At 57.2% G+C, this 16355-nt stretch carries 8 protein-coding genes and 1 pseudogene; 1 reads left to right on the forward strand and 8 read right to left on the reverse strand.

The window, feature by feature from the left end:
• Window positions 1–60: 60 nt before the first annotated feature.
• Window positions 61–4590: an amidohydrolase family protein gene (locus ACGY09_RS19040; protein WP_397568988.1), complete on the reverse strand. Its 4530-nt coding sequence runs from the start codon at window positions 4588–4590 to the stop codon at window positions 61–63.
• A 1563-nt stretch (window positions 4591–6153) separates the two neighbouring features.
• Here ACGY09_RS19040 and rho point away from each other — a divergent pair.
• Complete coding sequence (gene rho, locus ACGY09_RS19045; protein ID WP_397568989.1) at window positions 6154–8280, forward strand: transcription termination factor Rho; 2127 nt, start codon at window positions 6154–6156, stop codon at window positions 8278–8280.
• Window positions 8281–8755: 475 nt separating this feature from the next.
• On the opposite strand, the gene ACGY09_RS19050 is transcribed toward rho, so the two are convergent.
• The 7 genes and pseudogenes from ACGY09_RS19050 to ACGY09_RS19080 all read right to left on the reverse strand — a co-directional run bounded on the left by ACGY09_RS19050 (window position 8756) and on the right by ACGY09_RS19080 (window position 16249).
• Window positions 8756–9697 (reverse strand): bestrophin family protein, encoded by a 942-nt coding sequence (locus ACGY09_RS19050; RefSeq protein ID WP_397568990.1) that lies wholly within the window; start codon window positions 9695–9697, stop codon window positions 8756–8758.
• Between the two features lie 30 nt (window positions 9698–9727).
• Entirely contained in the window at window positions 9728–10390 is a 663-nt protein-coding gene (locus tag ACGY09_RS19055) for a carbonic anhydrase (RefSeq protein ID WP_397568991.1), read from the reverse strand.
• Between the two features lie 17 nt (window positions 10391–10407).
• On the reverse strand, window positions 10408–10800 hold the full coding sequence (locus ACGY09_RS19060) for an ArsR/SmtB family transcription factor (protein WP_397568992.1): 393 nt from the start codon (window positions 10798–10800) through the stop codon (window positions 10408–10410).
• Between the two features lie 1138 nt (window positions 10801–11938).
• A complete protein-coding gene (locus ACGY09_RS19065) occupies window positions 11939–12370 on the reverse strand; it encodes a hypothetical protein (protein ID WP_397568993.1) in 432 nt (143 codons plus the stop codon).
• Window positions 12371–12499: 129 nt separating this feature from the next.
• Window positions 12500–13692 (reverse strand): annotated as a pseudogene (locus ACGY09_RS19070) (ISAs1 family transposase).
• 96 nt (window positions 13693–13788) lie between these two features.
• A complete protein-coding gene (locus ACGY09_RS19075) occupies window positions 13789–14499 on the reverse strand; it encodes a PQQ-binding-like beta-propeller repeat protein (protein WP_397568994.1) in 711 nt (236 codons plus the stop codon).
• Window positions 14500–14545: 46 nt separating this feature from the next.
• Complete coding sequence (locus ACGY09_RS19080; protein ID WP_397568995.1) at window positions 14546–16249, reverse strand: c-type cytochrome domain-containing protein; 1704 nt, start codon at window positions 16247–16249, stop codon at window positions 14546–14548.
• Between the last annotated feature and the right edge of the window lie 106 nt (window positions 16250–16355).

The following is a 16355-nucleotide window of genomic DNA, read 5'->3' on the forward strand; positions in this document are numbered from 1 at the left end:
TGGGTTTCTCACGTCGCTTGGGTCGGAGGGGGCCTTACACAGTGAGTGATGCGAGGCGAATTACTTGTTCAGTCGGGCCCGGTATTTTTCGTAGAAGCGGGTCTGGCGGCTTTCGGGTTGGTAGGGCTGGCCCTGGATCAGGATTCCTTTGATCTGCGTTGTCTGCTGCAGAGGAGACCCGTCGGTGATCAGCAGGTTCGCCTGTTTTCCCGCCGTGATCGACCCGAGCTTGTCGGCGGCACCGAGGATCTCGGCAGAGCTGAGTGTGACGCCTCGCAGAGCTTCGGCTTCTGGCAGGCCGTAGGCGACGGCCATCGCTGCTTCAAACGGAGCGTTACGGCTGTTTGAGGCCGTGTCAGAACGGAAGCAGAGTTTCACTCCGGCCTCGTACAGTCGGCCTGCGTTCGCGTAAGGAGCGTCGAAGGGATCGAAGTCGTCGATCGGTTTTCGCATCACGGGGCCGACGATGACGGGAACATTGGCTTCTTTGATCTTGTCGGCGACTTTCCAGCCGTCAGTGACACCGCAGAGAACGATTTTGAGTTTTTCTTTGCGGGCGAAGTGCAGGGCTTCGGTGATCTCCTGCTTTGTTTCTGCTTCGATGTAGATCGTCTTCTCTCCTCGTACGAACGGGCGAAGCGCTTCGAAGCGGGGATCCACCAGCAGCTTGGGCGGATTGGCTCTGGTTGATGGGGCACTGTCGGTCGAGGCAGGTTCACTTCGGACACTGTCGTAGAGTCGCGCGGCTTTCAGGTGGTTCGACAGGTCTTCGATGGCCTGTTTACGGTTGTCGCCGTGAGGCCACAGCAGTTGCAGGCCTGATTCCATGTCGAGAACCATCTCTGGCATGGTCCAGCCCGCCAATTGGACGAGTGACGTGCGGCCGGGAATGATGGCCCCATAAGCCCGGCCGTGGGAGGTCATGTTGGCTCCTCTCGCAGGCAGGCACAATGTATTCGTGATTCCTCCGGTCCGCGCGACGGGGATCAGTTCTGAATCGGGATTAATGGCAATCCCGGCACGCAGGTCGGCCTGGAAACGCCCAATCTCGCTGAGGTCGCTCGTTTCGCGGACTTTGCCGATTTCGATCAGCCCCACGGAGGTTCCGGCGTCAATCAGTCCAGGGTACACATGCAGGCCGGTGGCCTGGAGGACGGGAATTCCTTCAGGGACGGGCAGACCCGCACCCAGTTCGACAATTTTCCCCTGATCGACGATCAGCACTCCATCGGGGATGTCCGCAGCATCCACGGGGTGCAGCGTCGCTCCGACGATGGCGAACCGGGGGGCGGTGGCGGCAGAGAGGTCGATCTTGCCGACTCGCTCTTCCGGTTTCGGCAGGACCAGTTCAGGAGGTTTGGCGGAACGCTGGACCGCTGCGGTACTCATGACACTCGGCTGTTTTTCACGTATGAAGTAGGGTTCTCCGGCGATCAGGGTTTGTTCACAGCGAGAGAAACCGCTCAAGGGGTGCCCGCTGAAAATGGCAATGTCAGCCTGCTTGCCGACTTCGATTGAACCGAGTCGGTCGGACAAGCCGAGTTCCCGGGCCGGATTGAGTGTGATCGCCTGCAGGGCGACGTCAGGCGGCATGTTGCCGTAACGGACGGTCTTGGCCGCTTCGACGTAAAGATGACGGATCAGTTCCCAGTCATCACTCTTGATGACGACATTTGCGCCCGCTTCATGGAGCAGTGCCGCATTATGGGGGACAGCGTCGAAGGCTTCGACTTTATAAGCCCACCAGTCGGCGAACGTGCTGCAACTGGCCCCGTGCTTTACGATCTCGGGAGCGACTTTGTAGCCTTCGAGCACGTGCTGCAGCGAGCGGACTCGGATACCGTGATTCTCGGCCACGCGTAGCAGCATCAGGATTTCGTCGGCGCGATAGCAGTGTGAGTGGATGAACTTCTGATGGTCCAGAAGGTCGACCAGTGCTTCCAGCCGCAGGTCCCGGCGTGGTTCGAGCAATTGATCGGCGGCACCTCCTGCTCGGCGTTTGGCCTGTTCATGCTCCAGCCAGACGCGGCGATAGTCGAGTGCTTCAAGGAAGGCGCGGTTGAGTGTCGCTTCGACGCCGAGTCGCGTGTTGGGGAAGCGGCCGCCGCGATATTTGACGTTCTCACCCAGGGCGAATTTCACGCCTGAGTTGGCGTAGGGATAGAGGTGTTCCTCGACGGTGGTACCGTGTTTGAGCTGGACGACGGCGTCCTGTCCGCCGATGCAGTTGGCGGAACCGTGCAGCAAACGAGCGGTGGTGACGCCGCCAGCCAGGGCTCGGTATTCGCTTGCATCTGCGGTGTAGATGACGTCACGGACGCGAACCTCGCAGACGATCGACGCGGTCGCTTCGTTGATTCCCGCCATGCCGTTGGAAATCATGATGTGGCTGTGGGTATCGATAATCCCCGGCATGACGAAGCGCCCGGTGGCATCGATGATGGTGATCCCCGGTTCCGGCTGCAGGTCTTCGCCGATGGCGACAATCATTCCCTGCTTGATCAGGATCGAAGTGCGGGGGAGTGTCAGCCCGGTACCTGTGAGGATGGTTCCATCCTTGATTAGGATATTTCCACCGGTAACCAGTGGCCGTGCCGTGCGGTGAGCGGGTGTTTCGATCGGCTGTTCGTGGGGGCTGGCCGGGGTCGGTGACGAAGCCGCCGCAGGGGTGACCGTATTGTTGGCGGGCGCCAGCGCACTGGCACCGGTGGCGGTTTCCTTCGCCTCGGAATCCGCAGGATCGTCGCTGGTATCGATTCCTGAAAGCTGCACGTCCGGCCGGGACACCGCAGGGGCCTCGATACGGGTGGCTGTCCAGGTCGTGGGGGCCCCGAAGGGGGATTTGATTGTTCCCTGCAATTGCCGGGGGCGCAGGCTGTCGGTCACCGGGTCAGCCGAAGGGGTCGTTTCGTTGGGATTGGCGTCGGCGGGGCTGGCGGGACTGGCGGGGCTGGTGGATTCGAACTTCAGGCTGACGGAGGAATCACCGGCTCCGATCGAGACGACGAACTCGAGCCCGTCTTTGGTGATCGATCCGGATGTGATGCGTCCATCCCCTTGCTCGCAGACGAACCGGCCGGAGAGCTTGGTTTCCGATTGAGTCAGTTCGAGATCTCCACGAACCTTGGCGTCGGTCGAGGCGATCTCGACGGCCCATTTTCCGGCAACCTGTAACGTGGGGGACTCGGTGGCCTTGGTCGGTGGGGCGGCTTTGGCGTCCTTATGGTATTCGTACCTCTGTCCGCCAATGACCACGTGTTTGACTTTCGACTGGTCGTTATCGAAAGAGCCCGTCAGGGCGATGAAGTAGGCGGGGCGGCCGGCGGCGATCGTTCCGAGTTCCCGGTCAAGGCCGAGGATCGCTGCGGGCTGCGTGGTGAGTGCGGCGAGGGCTCCGTCCGATGATAGACCGTTTGCTATCGCCTGACGGAGACCTTTCAGCAGGCTCTCGGGTGACTTTCCGTCGCGGGAGGAAATGCCGAAACGGACGCCCGCCTGATGAAGTTTGGCCAGTCCTGCGATCCGCTGTTTCCAGAGTTCACGCTTGTACGCGGTGACCTGCGGTGACTCGGGGAGATCGGCGTATTCGTCGTCGGTGGACTTGGCGGCATCGGACTTGGGCTCATCGCCAAAGTCGACGTGCAGAATCAGGTCGGTCTGAGTTGCCTTCAAGCGGTCGACCAATCGATGGGCTTCATTCCCCCCCCAGATGGCGATGCGAAGCTGATGTTCGGCAGCGAAGTTCAGAGCCCGATCATGGTCATCGCGGATATCGGCGAGGAACAGTGATCGGGTCTGCCCGGAGCGAATCGCGTTGAAGGCGTCGAGCGCGGGGTCCGAGGCAGGGCGGTCGATGCCCGGAGCGTTCCCGGCGAACAATCGCTGCTGCTGTTGATGTCGCTGGGCGTCGAGGAATGTCTGTCGCAGGTGGGCGTGAATTCCCATGTTGGTCGAGGGGTATTCGTCGCCGCCTCGTTCATAAAGCTGGAACGTGGCGAACGAACTGGGAGACAGCAACGCTTCACGGCGTGGCAGCGAAGCCAATCGGATGACGGCTCCCTGTCCGCTGGCGATGCGGCCACTGGGCAGGACGTGGACGGCGACGAAACCCGCCTGGCGGTACTTGTCGAGATCCTCTTTTGCCAGCTTCAGGTGTTCGGCGACGGAGAATTCCGGAGTCAATCCGCTGCGATTGTCGCTGCGCATGCCGGCGAGGGCATAGCGGGACGTATCGAATGGTCGGCCTTCCACCGGGACTGGTTTGAAGTCGTCCAGAAAGGCGGTCGCCCCGGCATCGATGAAGCCGGGGTACACTGTCATCCCTTCCCCTTCGATGATGTCGGCATCCCGGGGGATCTCAACGGAGGGGCCCACTGCAGCGATACGGCCGTGATCCACAAGGATCGTTCCCCTTTCAATGACTTGCCCCGGTGCTGTGACGATGCGCGCGTTACGGATGGCAAATGTCTGGATCTGATAGCCTTGATGGTCGTCGGCGCTGGCCCGGCTGAGACCGATCAGCAGCGTGATCAGCAGCATCAAAAATTCTTGAGTGAAGCGGCAGAGCGAGGCATTGGAGAGGGAACGCAACGTGTTATTCCTGGTGTAAGTTCCAAACGAGTCGCAATCCGGGGGGCACAAGTCAGCCTCGGGTGAGGACGGGGGCGGCGGTGTTGAGAGCCATCCGGCGTTGGGGGCGGGGGCTGGCCCAGTTGACGGAAGATCTGTCAGGAACTGCCGCGAAGTCCGGTCAGGGACCGAATGAATCACAGTTTCGTTTCGGTGGGAAGACGAGCAGCTGCATTCACGGTGCAGACTAATGTCTCGATGGCCCCGTTGACCAGCGGTATTCTGGGCAAGTTTCGGGACTCTTGCGGTCTTTTTGCTTTGGGGGGGGATGTCTGCATCTGCGGACATGAGCGCATGGTTCTTGTTCCAGACACGTTCCAACCAGAGGCACGCTACAGGACTTGGGAGTTGAGCGAACGCAATCAGTAGACGATGGGCAGCAACGGCTGGTGTAACGGATTGTCCTGGCTTTGTGCTTAGCCGGTCGAAGTGTGAGAGGGTTTGTTGCTCGGACGAGGGTGGGACTGCAGAGTCGATTTTGGGGCCAGGGAGGTGCGGCTCAATTGGGATGATGGTGCGATGCGGGAGAAAAGGGAGGTGTCAACGCGCGCGTGGCGGGTGAAAATTCGTCGTTTCCGTCGGTTTTGCGGGAAGTGTGACGAGGGGATTTGAGAGGGTGATGGAAGGGGCTGAACAGGTCTGTTTTGCAGCGAAAAAAGGCATCCTTTGAGGGTGCCGGTCAGAGGCAGAGGAGGGAAATTTCAGCGAATTTCCGATCTCATTGGAGAACTCTGATGAAAATTGGGGAATTGTGCAAAAGACTTGAATTGACATAACTCTTAAGCTCGATATGATCCCAATGTCGATACGTGCTTTCCGAAAGGCACTGACTCAACGGCCTGTCCAATGAGTCACCTCGCTTCGCAAGATGTCCCCGTGTTCGTGACGGTTCCCAAGAATTCGAGTTGTGACGGTATCCGTTGCAGTTCGGTGTTCAAAGAAATGGGGGCTGTGGCATCTTGAGTTCTTCGTCCTCTAGCTCTTCAGTTCGGAACGCTTTCTGCTTGCATTCCGCTTTAGGCTTTCGACGATCACTCAACGTGTTTTCACGAGTTGGATTTGCCTGGCACCGGCTCGTTTTCGTCGAGAACACTTCTATCGAAGCGAATCCCAATCGCGCTCGCATGTGAGGTTCACGAAAACTTTTGCAGTCGAGAATGTCGGGCAGGTAAGGAATTTTTCGTATTCAGGTCAAAATTTACGGTCTTTCGCCACAGGCGGGGACAGTAACGATCGAGCGAAGCTGGGTTCGGTTTCTCGTGCGTATCGCAGGAATTGTCCTTCGGGTGTTGAGCTGCCTTTTGACAGTCCCTGATCAATCAGTTTTGGAAACGTTTTTTTCTTCGTTTGTTTCATCTTGGATCCCGTTTGACGGGGTCAGACAACTTGAACGGAACCCGCCTGGATGTGCTGGGGATTCCTATCTGGACCGATGTGTACTCCGCCGAATGGCAGCCGCCGTTCGACTGCGTTGAGGTATTCTTGCCCGCTCTTGCTGAGCGTGTTTAGCCAATGGAAGTGTTTATGACAGCAGAGCAAAGTTCCGGATCTCCCAAGCGCGTCGTGCGTCGCCGTACGAAGAAGGTCGATGCGGCCGAATCCAACGAACTGCGTGAGAGTGGCGCGGAATCGCAGACGGCTAAGCCGCTGATCGAAGATGTGCTGGACGAGATCGCGGCAGTGCGAGCGGAAACAGAAGGCTATCCCACCGAAAAAGACATGGACTTCGAGGCGCTGGAAGCCGAACCTGCTCCACGCCGCACGCGAACCCGCCGCGCTGATTCGAGTGCGGCCACGACCGCAAGCACCGAGCGGCCCCGCCGTACCCGTACTCGCTCCACCGCAGCGAGTCGAAGTGCAGAAGCAACTCCCGAAGCGGCTGCTCCCGTTGAGTCGCCTGAAGCGACTCCTGCTGCAGCCCCCAGTCGTGCAGCCCGTCAATCAGAAGAATCCCGTTCGTCTGAATCGCGATCAACATCAACTCGCGAAGGCCGGGAACCGCGAGCGCCTCGCGAACCACGAGCACCGCGAGAAGTACCGGCTGAATCGACTTCACGTGCTGAATCAACTTCACGTACCGTTGAGCCCAGAAATACTGTCGAGTCCCGAAGCACCGCCGAGAGCTTCGGACCTGAGGATCACGTCGAGTCCTCTACGGGTGACTCGCTTGAATCGGCCGGCAGTGCCAATGGCGGCCAGTCAGGTGGAGACGGCTACTCAACCGGACCAGATGGCTTCCAGGAAGGTGGACAGAATCGTCGCCGTCGCCGTCGTCGGGGACGCGGACGTGGTCCTGGTGGACAGGCCGAAGGGGGCGGACAGCCAAACCAGCCCCAGCAGCGTGGCCAACAGGGGCGATATAATCAGCAGGGTCAAGGTGGCTACAGTCAGCAGGGCCAGGGTGGTTACGGCCAGCAGTCTTCCGGTCGCGGTCAGCGACGTCCGTCACAGGACAACCGGCGCTCGCAGTACAGCGGCCCCGGGGGGAACCGCAACTATTCCGAGCCCCGCGGGAATCAGGATCGTAACGTCAGTCCAGACTCCGTGACGCTGGTCCAGGGGATTCTGGAACTGCATCCGAAGGGATACGGTTTTCTGCGTGATCCGAAAGCGGGCTATGTTTCGCAGGAAACCGATTCGTTCGTGTCCGGCTCACTGCTGGAAAAGTATGGCATTCGTGAAGGGGTGTTGATCACCGGAGAAAGCATTCCCGGTGGCCGCGGGCAGGGCCCCCGCCTTCGTTCGATTCAGTCGATTGAAGGTCGTCTTCCCGAGCAGTATGCCGAGATCAAGAACTTTGATTCGCTGACGCCGATCAACCCGAACGTGCAGATCAAGCTCGAAACGGGTGCTTCGCCGATCACGATGCGCGTCATGGATTTGCTCACGCCAATCGGCAAGGGGCAGCGGGCTCTGATCGTGGCACCGCCACGTTCAGGCAAGACGATGCTGCTTCAGGAAATCGCAGACTCGGTCAGCACGAACTATCCGGACATTTACCTGATTGTTCTGCTGATTGACGAACGTCCTGAAGAAGTGACGGAAATGCGTCGCCGGGTGAAGGGGGAAGTTGTTGCTTCCTCGCTGGATCGCGAAGTCGAAAACCACATTCGTGTCAGCCAGCTTGTTTTCGAGCGGGCAAAGCGAATGGCCGAGGCCGGCCGTGACGTCTTCGTGCTGCTCGACAGCATCACTCGAACGGCCCGCGCGTTCAACAAGTGGACGAACACGGGTCGCACGGGAACCGGTGGTCTGGACGTGAAGGCCATGGACATTCCGAAGAAGATGTTCGGTATGGCTCGTCAGTTTGATGAAGGGGGCTCCTTGACCGTGGTCGGGACCGCTCTGATTGAGACCGGCAGCCGTATGGACGAGGCGATCTTCCTTGAGTTCAAGGGGACCGGAAACATGGAAATGGTGCTGAGCCGGGAACTCGCCGAACGACGGATCTGGCCAGCCATCGATATTTCCAAATCGGGTACCCGACGCGAAGAAAAGATTCTGTCGCCCGAAGTGCTGGAAGGGGTCACCTTGCTGCGACGCAGCCTGGTTTCTCTGAGCCCGGTCGAAGCGATGGAACAGTTGACTCGGATCCTGCAGAAGTATCCGACCAACGCCGACTTCCTGGCGAAAGTCCGATCGATCCTTTAATGAATCGCCGCTTCTGTAAGAGGCATCGCAATTTGAAAACCGCCCCTGCGTCGATGACGTATCGGGCGGTTTTTTTGTTGCGCTCTCTCCCGTGCTGATGACGTGATTCCGTTGCGGGTTGTAAATTGTGCCGCATTGACGTGCTGTGCAGCAGTGGCTCCCCTCCGTGACGACAAAGCAGGTATGGTCAGCACCTTCCCGTCGCCCCGAAGGCACGCCAATCAGGCTGCTCCATGGCTCCGTTGGTGGTGATCGCGATGGAGGGGCAGAGGGAGTCGAAGGTCGTGGAAGTCGCCTGGTGCAGAGTGCTGAAGGGGGCTCGACTGGGTCAATCACTGGCACGTCACTCAGTGTGACGTCGAGTGAGGGCTACGAAGTCCCCGCTTGATAAATTCACAAGCCGGCCATTCCTCCACCCTGGGTGGAGGAATGGCCGGCTTGTGCTGTGTATCATCTGATGCCCAGGGTGTGCGTGTCAGTGATGAAGGCTGAGCCGTTGGTGCAGTTCTTCGTCGATCGCGGCTTCTTCTTTTTCGCGCAGGAAGCCGAGCAGGTTCTTTTCGATATTGGCCGAGATATCCCCAATCGGCAGGTGACTGAGATTGGCCTTGGCAAAAGGATTTTGAAGTTCAATGCCAATCTGGTCGAGTGCCATCAGGGGATAAGCGACCATCATTGTGATCACGGGAACCAGCCATGCTCCGCTCATGCGGTGCAGGAGTGCAAACGGCAGCGTGAGCAGGAACAGGGCGAGGAACCGCCGGATCTTGATGGCATAGACCTTTGGCAGCGGCGTCTTCAGGATTCGCTCGCAGGCACCAATATGATCAATCAGCGTGGCACGTTCGCGATCGATCTGCATGAATGCGAAACGGTCCATCTGGCCACTTTCATAGGCCTCCCGCAGCAGCGTCGCCATCTGCATGGCGACGTAGCTGGGGGGATGCACTGACGCACCAATCTGCTCTGCGGTGTTCTGGCCGACAAGTTCAGTGATCTCCGGCGACAGGGGTTCGCCCCGTAGCTGGCAGCGGGAAACATGCGGAAATACTGCGGCCCAACGCACGAATCGCGTCCTCCAAACGGTGTCTTCAGGGCCGTAGGAAAGGGCACTGATGACGACGTTTCGAGACTGGTTGACGATTCCACCCCACAGTTTTCGGGCTTCCCACCAGCGATCGTGTCCTGCGTTGGTACGGAGAATCAACAGCAGGCCCAGTGCCGCCCCGGCAATTTCAAAGGGGGCGATTTCCAGCCCGATTTCAACTTGATAGTAGCGTTCTTCCAGCCATGCCAGCAGGCAGACGACGGTCGCAAACAGACCGAATAACAGGACATTGGGCATCACCAGGGGGGTGACTGAGCCATGCCAGGTGAACGCTTCACGCCAGAATTTCCGAGAGTCACGGATTGTCATGCTTTCCCTCCACAGGGTGCAGTGTACATGTCAGATGGTGACCGTACGTCGCCGACTGAGGGCTTCACTGGGCTGGTGCTGCGACACGGGAACAAACTGCCCCTCGGCTGAGTCGTAAGCAAATACGTCGCCCGTTTCAATTTTATAGACCCAGCCATGCAGATGAAGATCTCCCTTGACCAGGCGCGAAGCTACGGCGGGCAGGGTCCGCAAATTCTCAAGTTGAACCAGTACATTTTCTTCGACCGTGGCGGTGACCAGTTTGTCACCTTCCAGATGGCCGTAATTGTCCTGGACGATGCGGCGTGTTGTCTCTGCGTGTGAGAGCCAGGACGAAACGGCGGGCAGAGTCGCCACGGCCTCAGGCTCCAGAAGCCCCTTCATCGCACCGCAGTGAGAATGGCCGCAGATGATGATGTCTTTGACACCGAGGGCTGCGACAGCAAACTCGATCGTCGCCGCTTCGCCCCCATTCGCCGCTCCGTGAGGAGGGACAATGTTTCCTGCATTTCGCAGAATGAACAGGTCGCCCGGCTGCGATTGCGTCAGGAGATTCGGGTCAATTCGGGAGTCCGAGCAGGTGATGAACAGTGTCTCTGGATTTTGTCCCTTGGACAACTTTTCGAACAGTCCCTGCAGGGGTCGAAAGTTTTCTTCCTGAAACTGATGGATGCCCTTGATCAGCTTTTGCATTATCGTGATGCCTCTCGTTACTTAGTTGGGGTTTGGACTTCGACATGGGACTGATCCGAACTGGCCGCCCATTCTTTGCGGGTTTTGTCGATCGCTTCTCGTAGTTCGTCCGCTTCAACCGTTCCCTTCTCAAGGAACTGAGTCGCCTTCAGCAGCCAGCCTGCAATCGCGGGTTGGCGAAGGTGATAGAAGACGTGGCGTCCTTCACGCCGTTCGGACGCGAGCCGATTGGCTCGAAGTACCATGAGGTGTTGCGACACGCCGGAGTGACTGATTCCCAGTGCGAGCTGAAGTGAATTCACATCTTGCTCACCGTCTCGTAACTCTTCGATGATGCGAATGCGGTGGGGGTGCGAGAGTGCGCCCAAAAGTTCTGCGAGTTGTTTGGCGACAAGAGTCTTGTGTGACATGAGCAAGTCCCTTTCGTCTTATGGATTCAAACATTTGAATCTAAGTAGGTGTAAATCTTACGTTTTCGTAAGTTTTGAGTCAAGCAGGGTTTTCCCATGACCACCCCCGATTTTGCCAGAAAACAACTTGTTGAGCACAGGTTCTAGCACTGGTTTCATTGGTTTTGGAGTTTGTAAATCATTGTATTTCAATTGTTTAAGTATTCGCATGTTTTGCGGGTGTGAATTTTTGTAATCCTTTGAGCCGGCTGAAGCGGGCCGGTGAGGCGAGGACCCTAACGCAGTTCAAGGCGGTTGGGATGAAAATTTCGTAAGGTTTCCATCGGCAATGCTGACATTGCCGGCTCACACAAATGCCGTACAAAGTGTCGCGAATTTCACCGGCAGAGCGGGAGAGTGACAACGTCGGGTGACAAAGGACGGGCGGTGCAGCGTTCGGAACGGAGTCTGTTGAACGCCGCGATCCAGGGCTCGCAAGCCCCGAACCCAGCGCCCCGCGTAGAGATCCACCCCTGTCAGATCATGCTTGTGAAATCAGGAGATGCGTCTGCAGGGGGGAGAGAGGGAAGGGGAGACGGGTGACGAGTGGAGTTCATTCTCAGCGATGTTCAGCCAGCTGCCGTGTTTTTTTGGCTGTAGTGAAACTCGATCCGTCGGACGAGTTTTCGGGCACGGCCCGGTTCGAATGCCTCGTCAAACAGACCTTTAGTGAGCGTGTTTAGATGGTCGAAGGCCAGAATAATTTTTACTGACGTCGCTTATCGACCTTCGAGCGACTGAGCCATTTCTACAGCCCAGTCGATCTTTGTTTTGGTCTGTCTGACAGTAACTTCGCCACCCAGCCAGTGGTTCCGTGAATATGAAAATGTTCGCGGTGCCAGCCCGTTCATACAGTCAACCCGCTTGCACCTGGGTTCTCGTCCAGAACTCGATTGACCACATTCGGCAGAATAGGTTTTTAAAACGACTGCGAGTAACGAGAACAAGGAGCACTCGATTGATCGCATCATGCTCCCGTGCGTTGGCTAATTTCCGCGAAGTGATCTTGGTCGCGACAACCTGCTCGCCGTGGGTGGATTGAGCGAGGTAAGACGCCTGATGTTCAGTCACGTCTGCTGAAGACCATGCGATACGCTGGTCACTTAACCTGTACCAGATGTGAGTCAGTGCGGATGTAGAGTCTGCCGTTACTGATGGCGGGGGTCGTCTGGGTAGGTTCACCGAGTGCGTTCTGAGCGAGTACCTCAAAACGGTCATTGTTTTGAATGACTGTGCAGTTCCCCGAATCTTCGAAGAAGTAGATTCGGTCAGCCACGGCGATCGGAGAACTGTAGACCGATCCAAACTTTCGAGCTGTTTTGAGAGTCTTGCCGGTACGAGGTTCCAGGCAGGTATAGACACCATTGTCGTTAATGATGTGCAGGTAATTTCCGACCAGGATGGGTGATGGGACATACGGCATGGATTTTTCGTTTCGCCAGGCGAGTCCGGATTGCAGGATATCACCCCGTCCTCCCAGTCGTAAGGCCATCGCGTGCTTATCGGGTGAACCACCAAAACTGAAGACCATCCCATGGCCGACGGCAGGTGTGCAGACAAATTTCTGACTTGGTCCATCCGCGTGCCAGACCGTTTCACCAGTGTTCGGGTTCAGACCAAGGGTTTTGGCTGAACCGGTCAGGATCAGGGCCAGCGCGTACTAACTCTTGATTCCCATTAGTGTTTTGAGCATCACGTTATCATCCCAGCCACATCTTCTGCGGTTCATGGCGACGCTTTTCTTGTTTTGCTGTTGCTTGAGCAGCGAAAGAGTATGTCGGTTGAGCCACGCCATGTTCTCCCGAAGTTGCTTTTCTCGGATGCGGGACTCGTCTTCTCGATACGTGACATCCAAGGTCCAGTGGCAACTGTTTTCAATCGACCAATGACTGCGAACGGCCTTGGCAAAGCACTTCACTCCCAAGGGGAGGCTACTGATAAAATACCGGATGTCGACGGTTTCCTTGCCTCCACGATCGACCATCGAGATGACCGCCCCTAACGTCTTCAGTGACGCCCAGCGATCAGCACCCGCAAGAACATCTGGAATGGGGAGTTGCACATAGGTACGTGTCTCGGTGCGACCATGTCCGGTCTCCGTCGACCATGTCCGGTCTCCGTCGTTGTGTGCCGACGAGCGTCCACATCGGCGAAATCCGTTTGCATCTGTTCTTCGAGATAATCCGTCGCTGCCTGGTACAAGGATCCTTGATTCCCTTTCAGAGCGAGAACATAGTCGGCCTTCGCCGCAATGATCTGTTTGGCGATCGCTGTCTGGGTTCCCATGGCGTCGATCGTAATGATCGCGCCTCGGAGATCGACGAGTTTCAATATCTCGGGAATCGCCGTGATTTCATTGGATTTCTCGTCAGTCGCGACTTGCCCAAGGCTCAAGCCCATTTCGCTGGCCCAGATGCTGACAGAATGCAGAGCCCCCAACCCCTTCTTCCGGTCATGGCTGCGGCGTAATGTTTTGCCGTCAATCGCCAGCAGCAATTGATCATGATCCAGAACCTCCGCCGCTGCGGCCCGTAAGGCCTCCAGCCATTGCGTGAAGCACGCCTGAAAGGCGCCGGGGTTCAACGACATCAGCACTCGACGAAAGACATCCTTGCGAGGAATTCCCTGCGGCAAGTCGAGCAGACCCAGCAGGAAGTCCTTCTTCAGTTCTGCCCATTCCGCGATTCCCGTAGGGCCACTGCAACCACCCAGCACGGCCATGATGGAGATCACGATGACACTCACGAGGGGATGCTTCTGATTGATGGAAGAACGAGGATCCTCGAGCTCCGCGAAATACGGAATGATTTCATCCAAGCTCAGACGAACGCTACCAGAGTCTTTCTTCGCCATGATCCACCTTAATGCCGCAGCTCGCTTCTTGTCGCAAACAATCGCATCAAGGTATGATGATTAGGCCCCTGGCGCAAGTTACCCCATCTTACCTATTTACCGCCGAGTGCGCGCTGGCCCTGCGGTCAGGATGAGTTGGTCCTCTCCTTCCACGGTGGTTAACAGTGGGGTGGAAAAGGAACGGAGATTCGTCGTCGGGATGTGACGCCAGAGTTCGTGACCATCCGTTCGGCGAAGCATACAGACAAACGCTTCGCCGTCCTGCTGTCCGTTGATGATGACTCCCTCACCGTAAATGACAGGGCACGCAGCGAATCCGTGATTCGAGTAAAACGTCCCTGGGTTCTTAGCCCAGACAATCGTCCCATCAAAGTCCAGGGCGACGACGTACAGTCCGCGGTCATCAACAAATGTCGCAAACACGAGTTTACCGTCGCTGACCGGGGTACTCGACGCCGTTGAGTTGAATCGGTGCATGGTGCCACCGGGACCTTGGTGGACCGAGACGTTCCAGAGGATTTCACCCGTTGCTGCATCAAGGCAGATTACCCGGCGTGTTTCATCGCTCGAGTCACCTGCTGTCACGAATACGCGGCTTCCCAAGACGATCGGAGAAGAGAGTCCATTTCCCGGTAATCGAGTGCGCCAGCCAATATTTTCAGTTGCAGACCATGACAGCGGTGCGGATGTTTCCAGACTGATGCCGTCTCCACGGGGGCCACGCCATCCCGGCCAGTCTTCGCCGTTTGTCGAATCGACGCATGCGGCAATCAAAGTCAGTAGCAGCAGTATTGATCGCAGTTTCACATCAAATCCTTCGTAGTAGACACTTCAATCGTCGCGTGACGCTGACCTATTTTGCTTTTGCTGCATCCTTCGCCTTCTCAGCTTGAGTGGATTGGGCTTCGATCAGCTGTCGCAGCGCCGCTGCAGAAGTCTTGAGTTTTGCCAGAGACTCTTCCGTGGCCCGAATCGCAGCCTCCGTATCGTGAAGCGCCTCGAGTGTTTTCTGTAATCTCGCTTCATCGGTTGTGACTTCAGATGAGGCACCGGGCGATGGTGAACTCATCGAGGCATGATCAGTGGAGGATGCATTGACGGGTTTTGAACGTGGCTTGCGCTGCGGTATTGAGAGTGCAGCTGACGCGGCCGCGTTGCCTGTACGTTCGCTCGATGAATGTTCTGCGACGGGAATCAAGTAGTCCCCAGCCGACTCTCCATTCGCAATGAACCGGGCTGCCAGATGTCCTGATGCGTCTCCGGCAATCACCTGAGTTCCATCGGAGTTGACCGCCAGTTCGACAACTTCATCGGACATGGTCCAGTCCCGCAGTCGCTGTCCCTGTGGGTCAAAAACAGCGAACTGTTTCCGCCGTCCACCTGCGACAATCTCACCGGATGTCGTCCATTCTGCACAGACGATTCCTCCCAGCTCGCCATTCCACGTCCTGATGGGTGAGCCCTGATGCATGTCCCACAATCGCAGGAATCCATCTTGACCAGTGGATAGCAGGTTGTCAGAAGTTTTTCCCCAGGCAACTGCAGTCACTGAACCGGTGTGTCCGCGCAACGAGTAAAAGGGCTTTCCTGTTGCAGCTTCCCAGATTTGCAGACCACCAAATCGATCACCACTGGCCAGGAGCAAGCCGTCCGGGCTGAACGCAATCGACAAGATCCAGTCCGTATGTTTTTGTAATGTATGAACGAGTTGTTGATCTGATGTGCGAAAGAGTTTCACGTTTCTGCCGGGACCACCGAGTGCGATCAATCGACGGTCGGGTGAGACATCAAAAGCCAGCACAACATCGGCTTCGTTGCCGACATCGAACAGTCTCTGCCCGGTTGCGGCATTAAAGACGACGACTTTGCCCGATTCGGCACCGATTCCTCCGCCGGCAATCAGCCATTCACCGTCGCGCGAGTATCGCAGCGCATGGAGATCGCCTTCCGGAAAAGGAACGACCTTGGGAGGTGTCGCCCCTCCTTGAGGAAACACCAGGATCTCTTTCAAGCCCGATACGGCAACGGATCCATCTTTGGGACTGATCGCCAGTGCCGTCACGGCAGTCAGGCGGGGCAGTGATCGAGTGATCGAATTCGGAACAGGCTCTTTAGTCGCTGCCGTGGTTGAAGGGGCTTTACTCTTCACCGAAGTCGCGGCAATGGACTTTCCGGGTTTTTCTCGCAGTCCCCCTTCGATCCAGCTTCGGATCAGGTCAAGTTCCCGTTGCGGAATCTTCGCTTTCCCTGGCGGCATCCGGGGCGATTCAAGATGTGCAGTCACGGCGTAAAGCAGACTTTCTTCAGGCTTGCCGGAAATCACGACGGGTCCCGATGAAGAGCCCGACTTGATTCCCTCTGTCGACGAAAGGTCCAGATCGCCCCGTTCACGTTCGATGCCGTGACAACTGACGCAATGCTTCTTGAATACAGGTTGCACCTGATCGTAGGTAACAATGGCGGTGCTCGAAGAGTTCGTTTGCCCGAGGAGGGTTGAGGCATAAAGGGCGATCATCAGTGATGAGAACGTGGTGATCGCAGAGGAAAATGACTTCACTTGACGACTCGCTTTTATCAGTGTGTTGAAAAGTGGGGACTGGTTCCGCTGCCGTCCCGAAATCAACGAGAAATTGTCTTATCCGAGGTGCCCGTCTCATGTTTTC

The organism is Schlesneria sphaerica, assembly GCF_044336245.1.
Lineage (GTDB): Bacteria > Planctomycetota > Planctomycetia > Planctomycetales > Planctomycetaceae > Schlesneria > Schlesneria sphaerica.

Bases quoted from the DNA above. Each gene is read 5' to 3' on its own strand.
- rho (WP_397568989.1), top strand. From the start codon at position 6,154: ATGACAGCAGAGCAAAGTTCCGGATCTCCCAAGCGCGTCGTGCGTCGC.
- ACGY09_RS19050 (WP_397568990.1), bottom strand. From the start codon at position 9,697: ATGACAATCCGTGACTCTCGGAAATTCTGGCGTGAAGCGTTCACCTGG.
- ACGY09_RS19055 (WP_397568991.1), bottom strand. From the start codon at position 10,390: ATGCAAAAGCTGATCAAGGGCATCCATCAGTTTCAGGAAGAAAACTTT.
- ACGY09_RS19060 (WP_397568992.1), bottom strand. From the start codon at position 10,800: ATGTCACACAAGACTCTTGTCGCCAAACAACTCGCAGAACTTTTGGGC.
- ACGY09_RS19065 (WP_397568993.1), bottom strand. From the start codon at position 12,370: ATGGTCTTCAGTTTTGGTGGTTCACCCGATAAGCACGCGATGGCCTTA.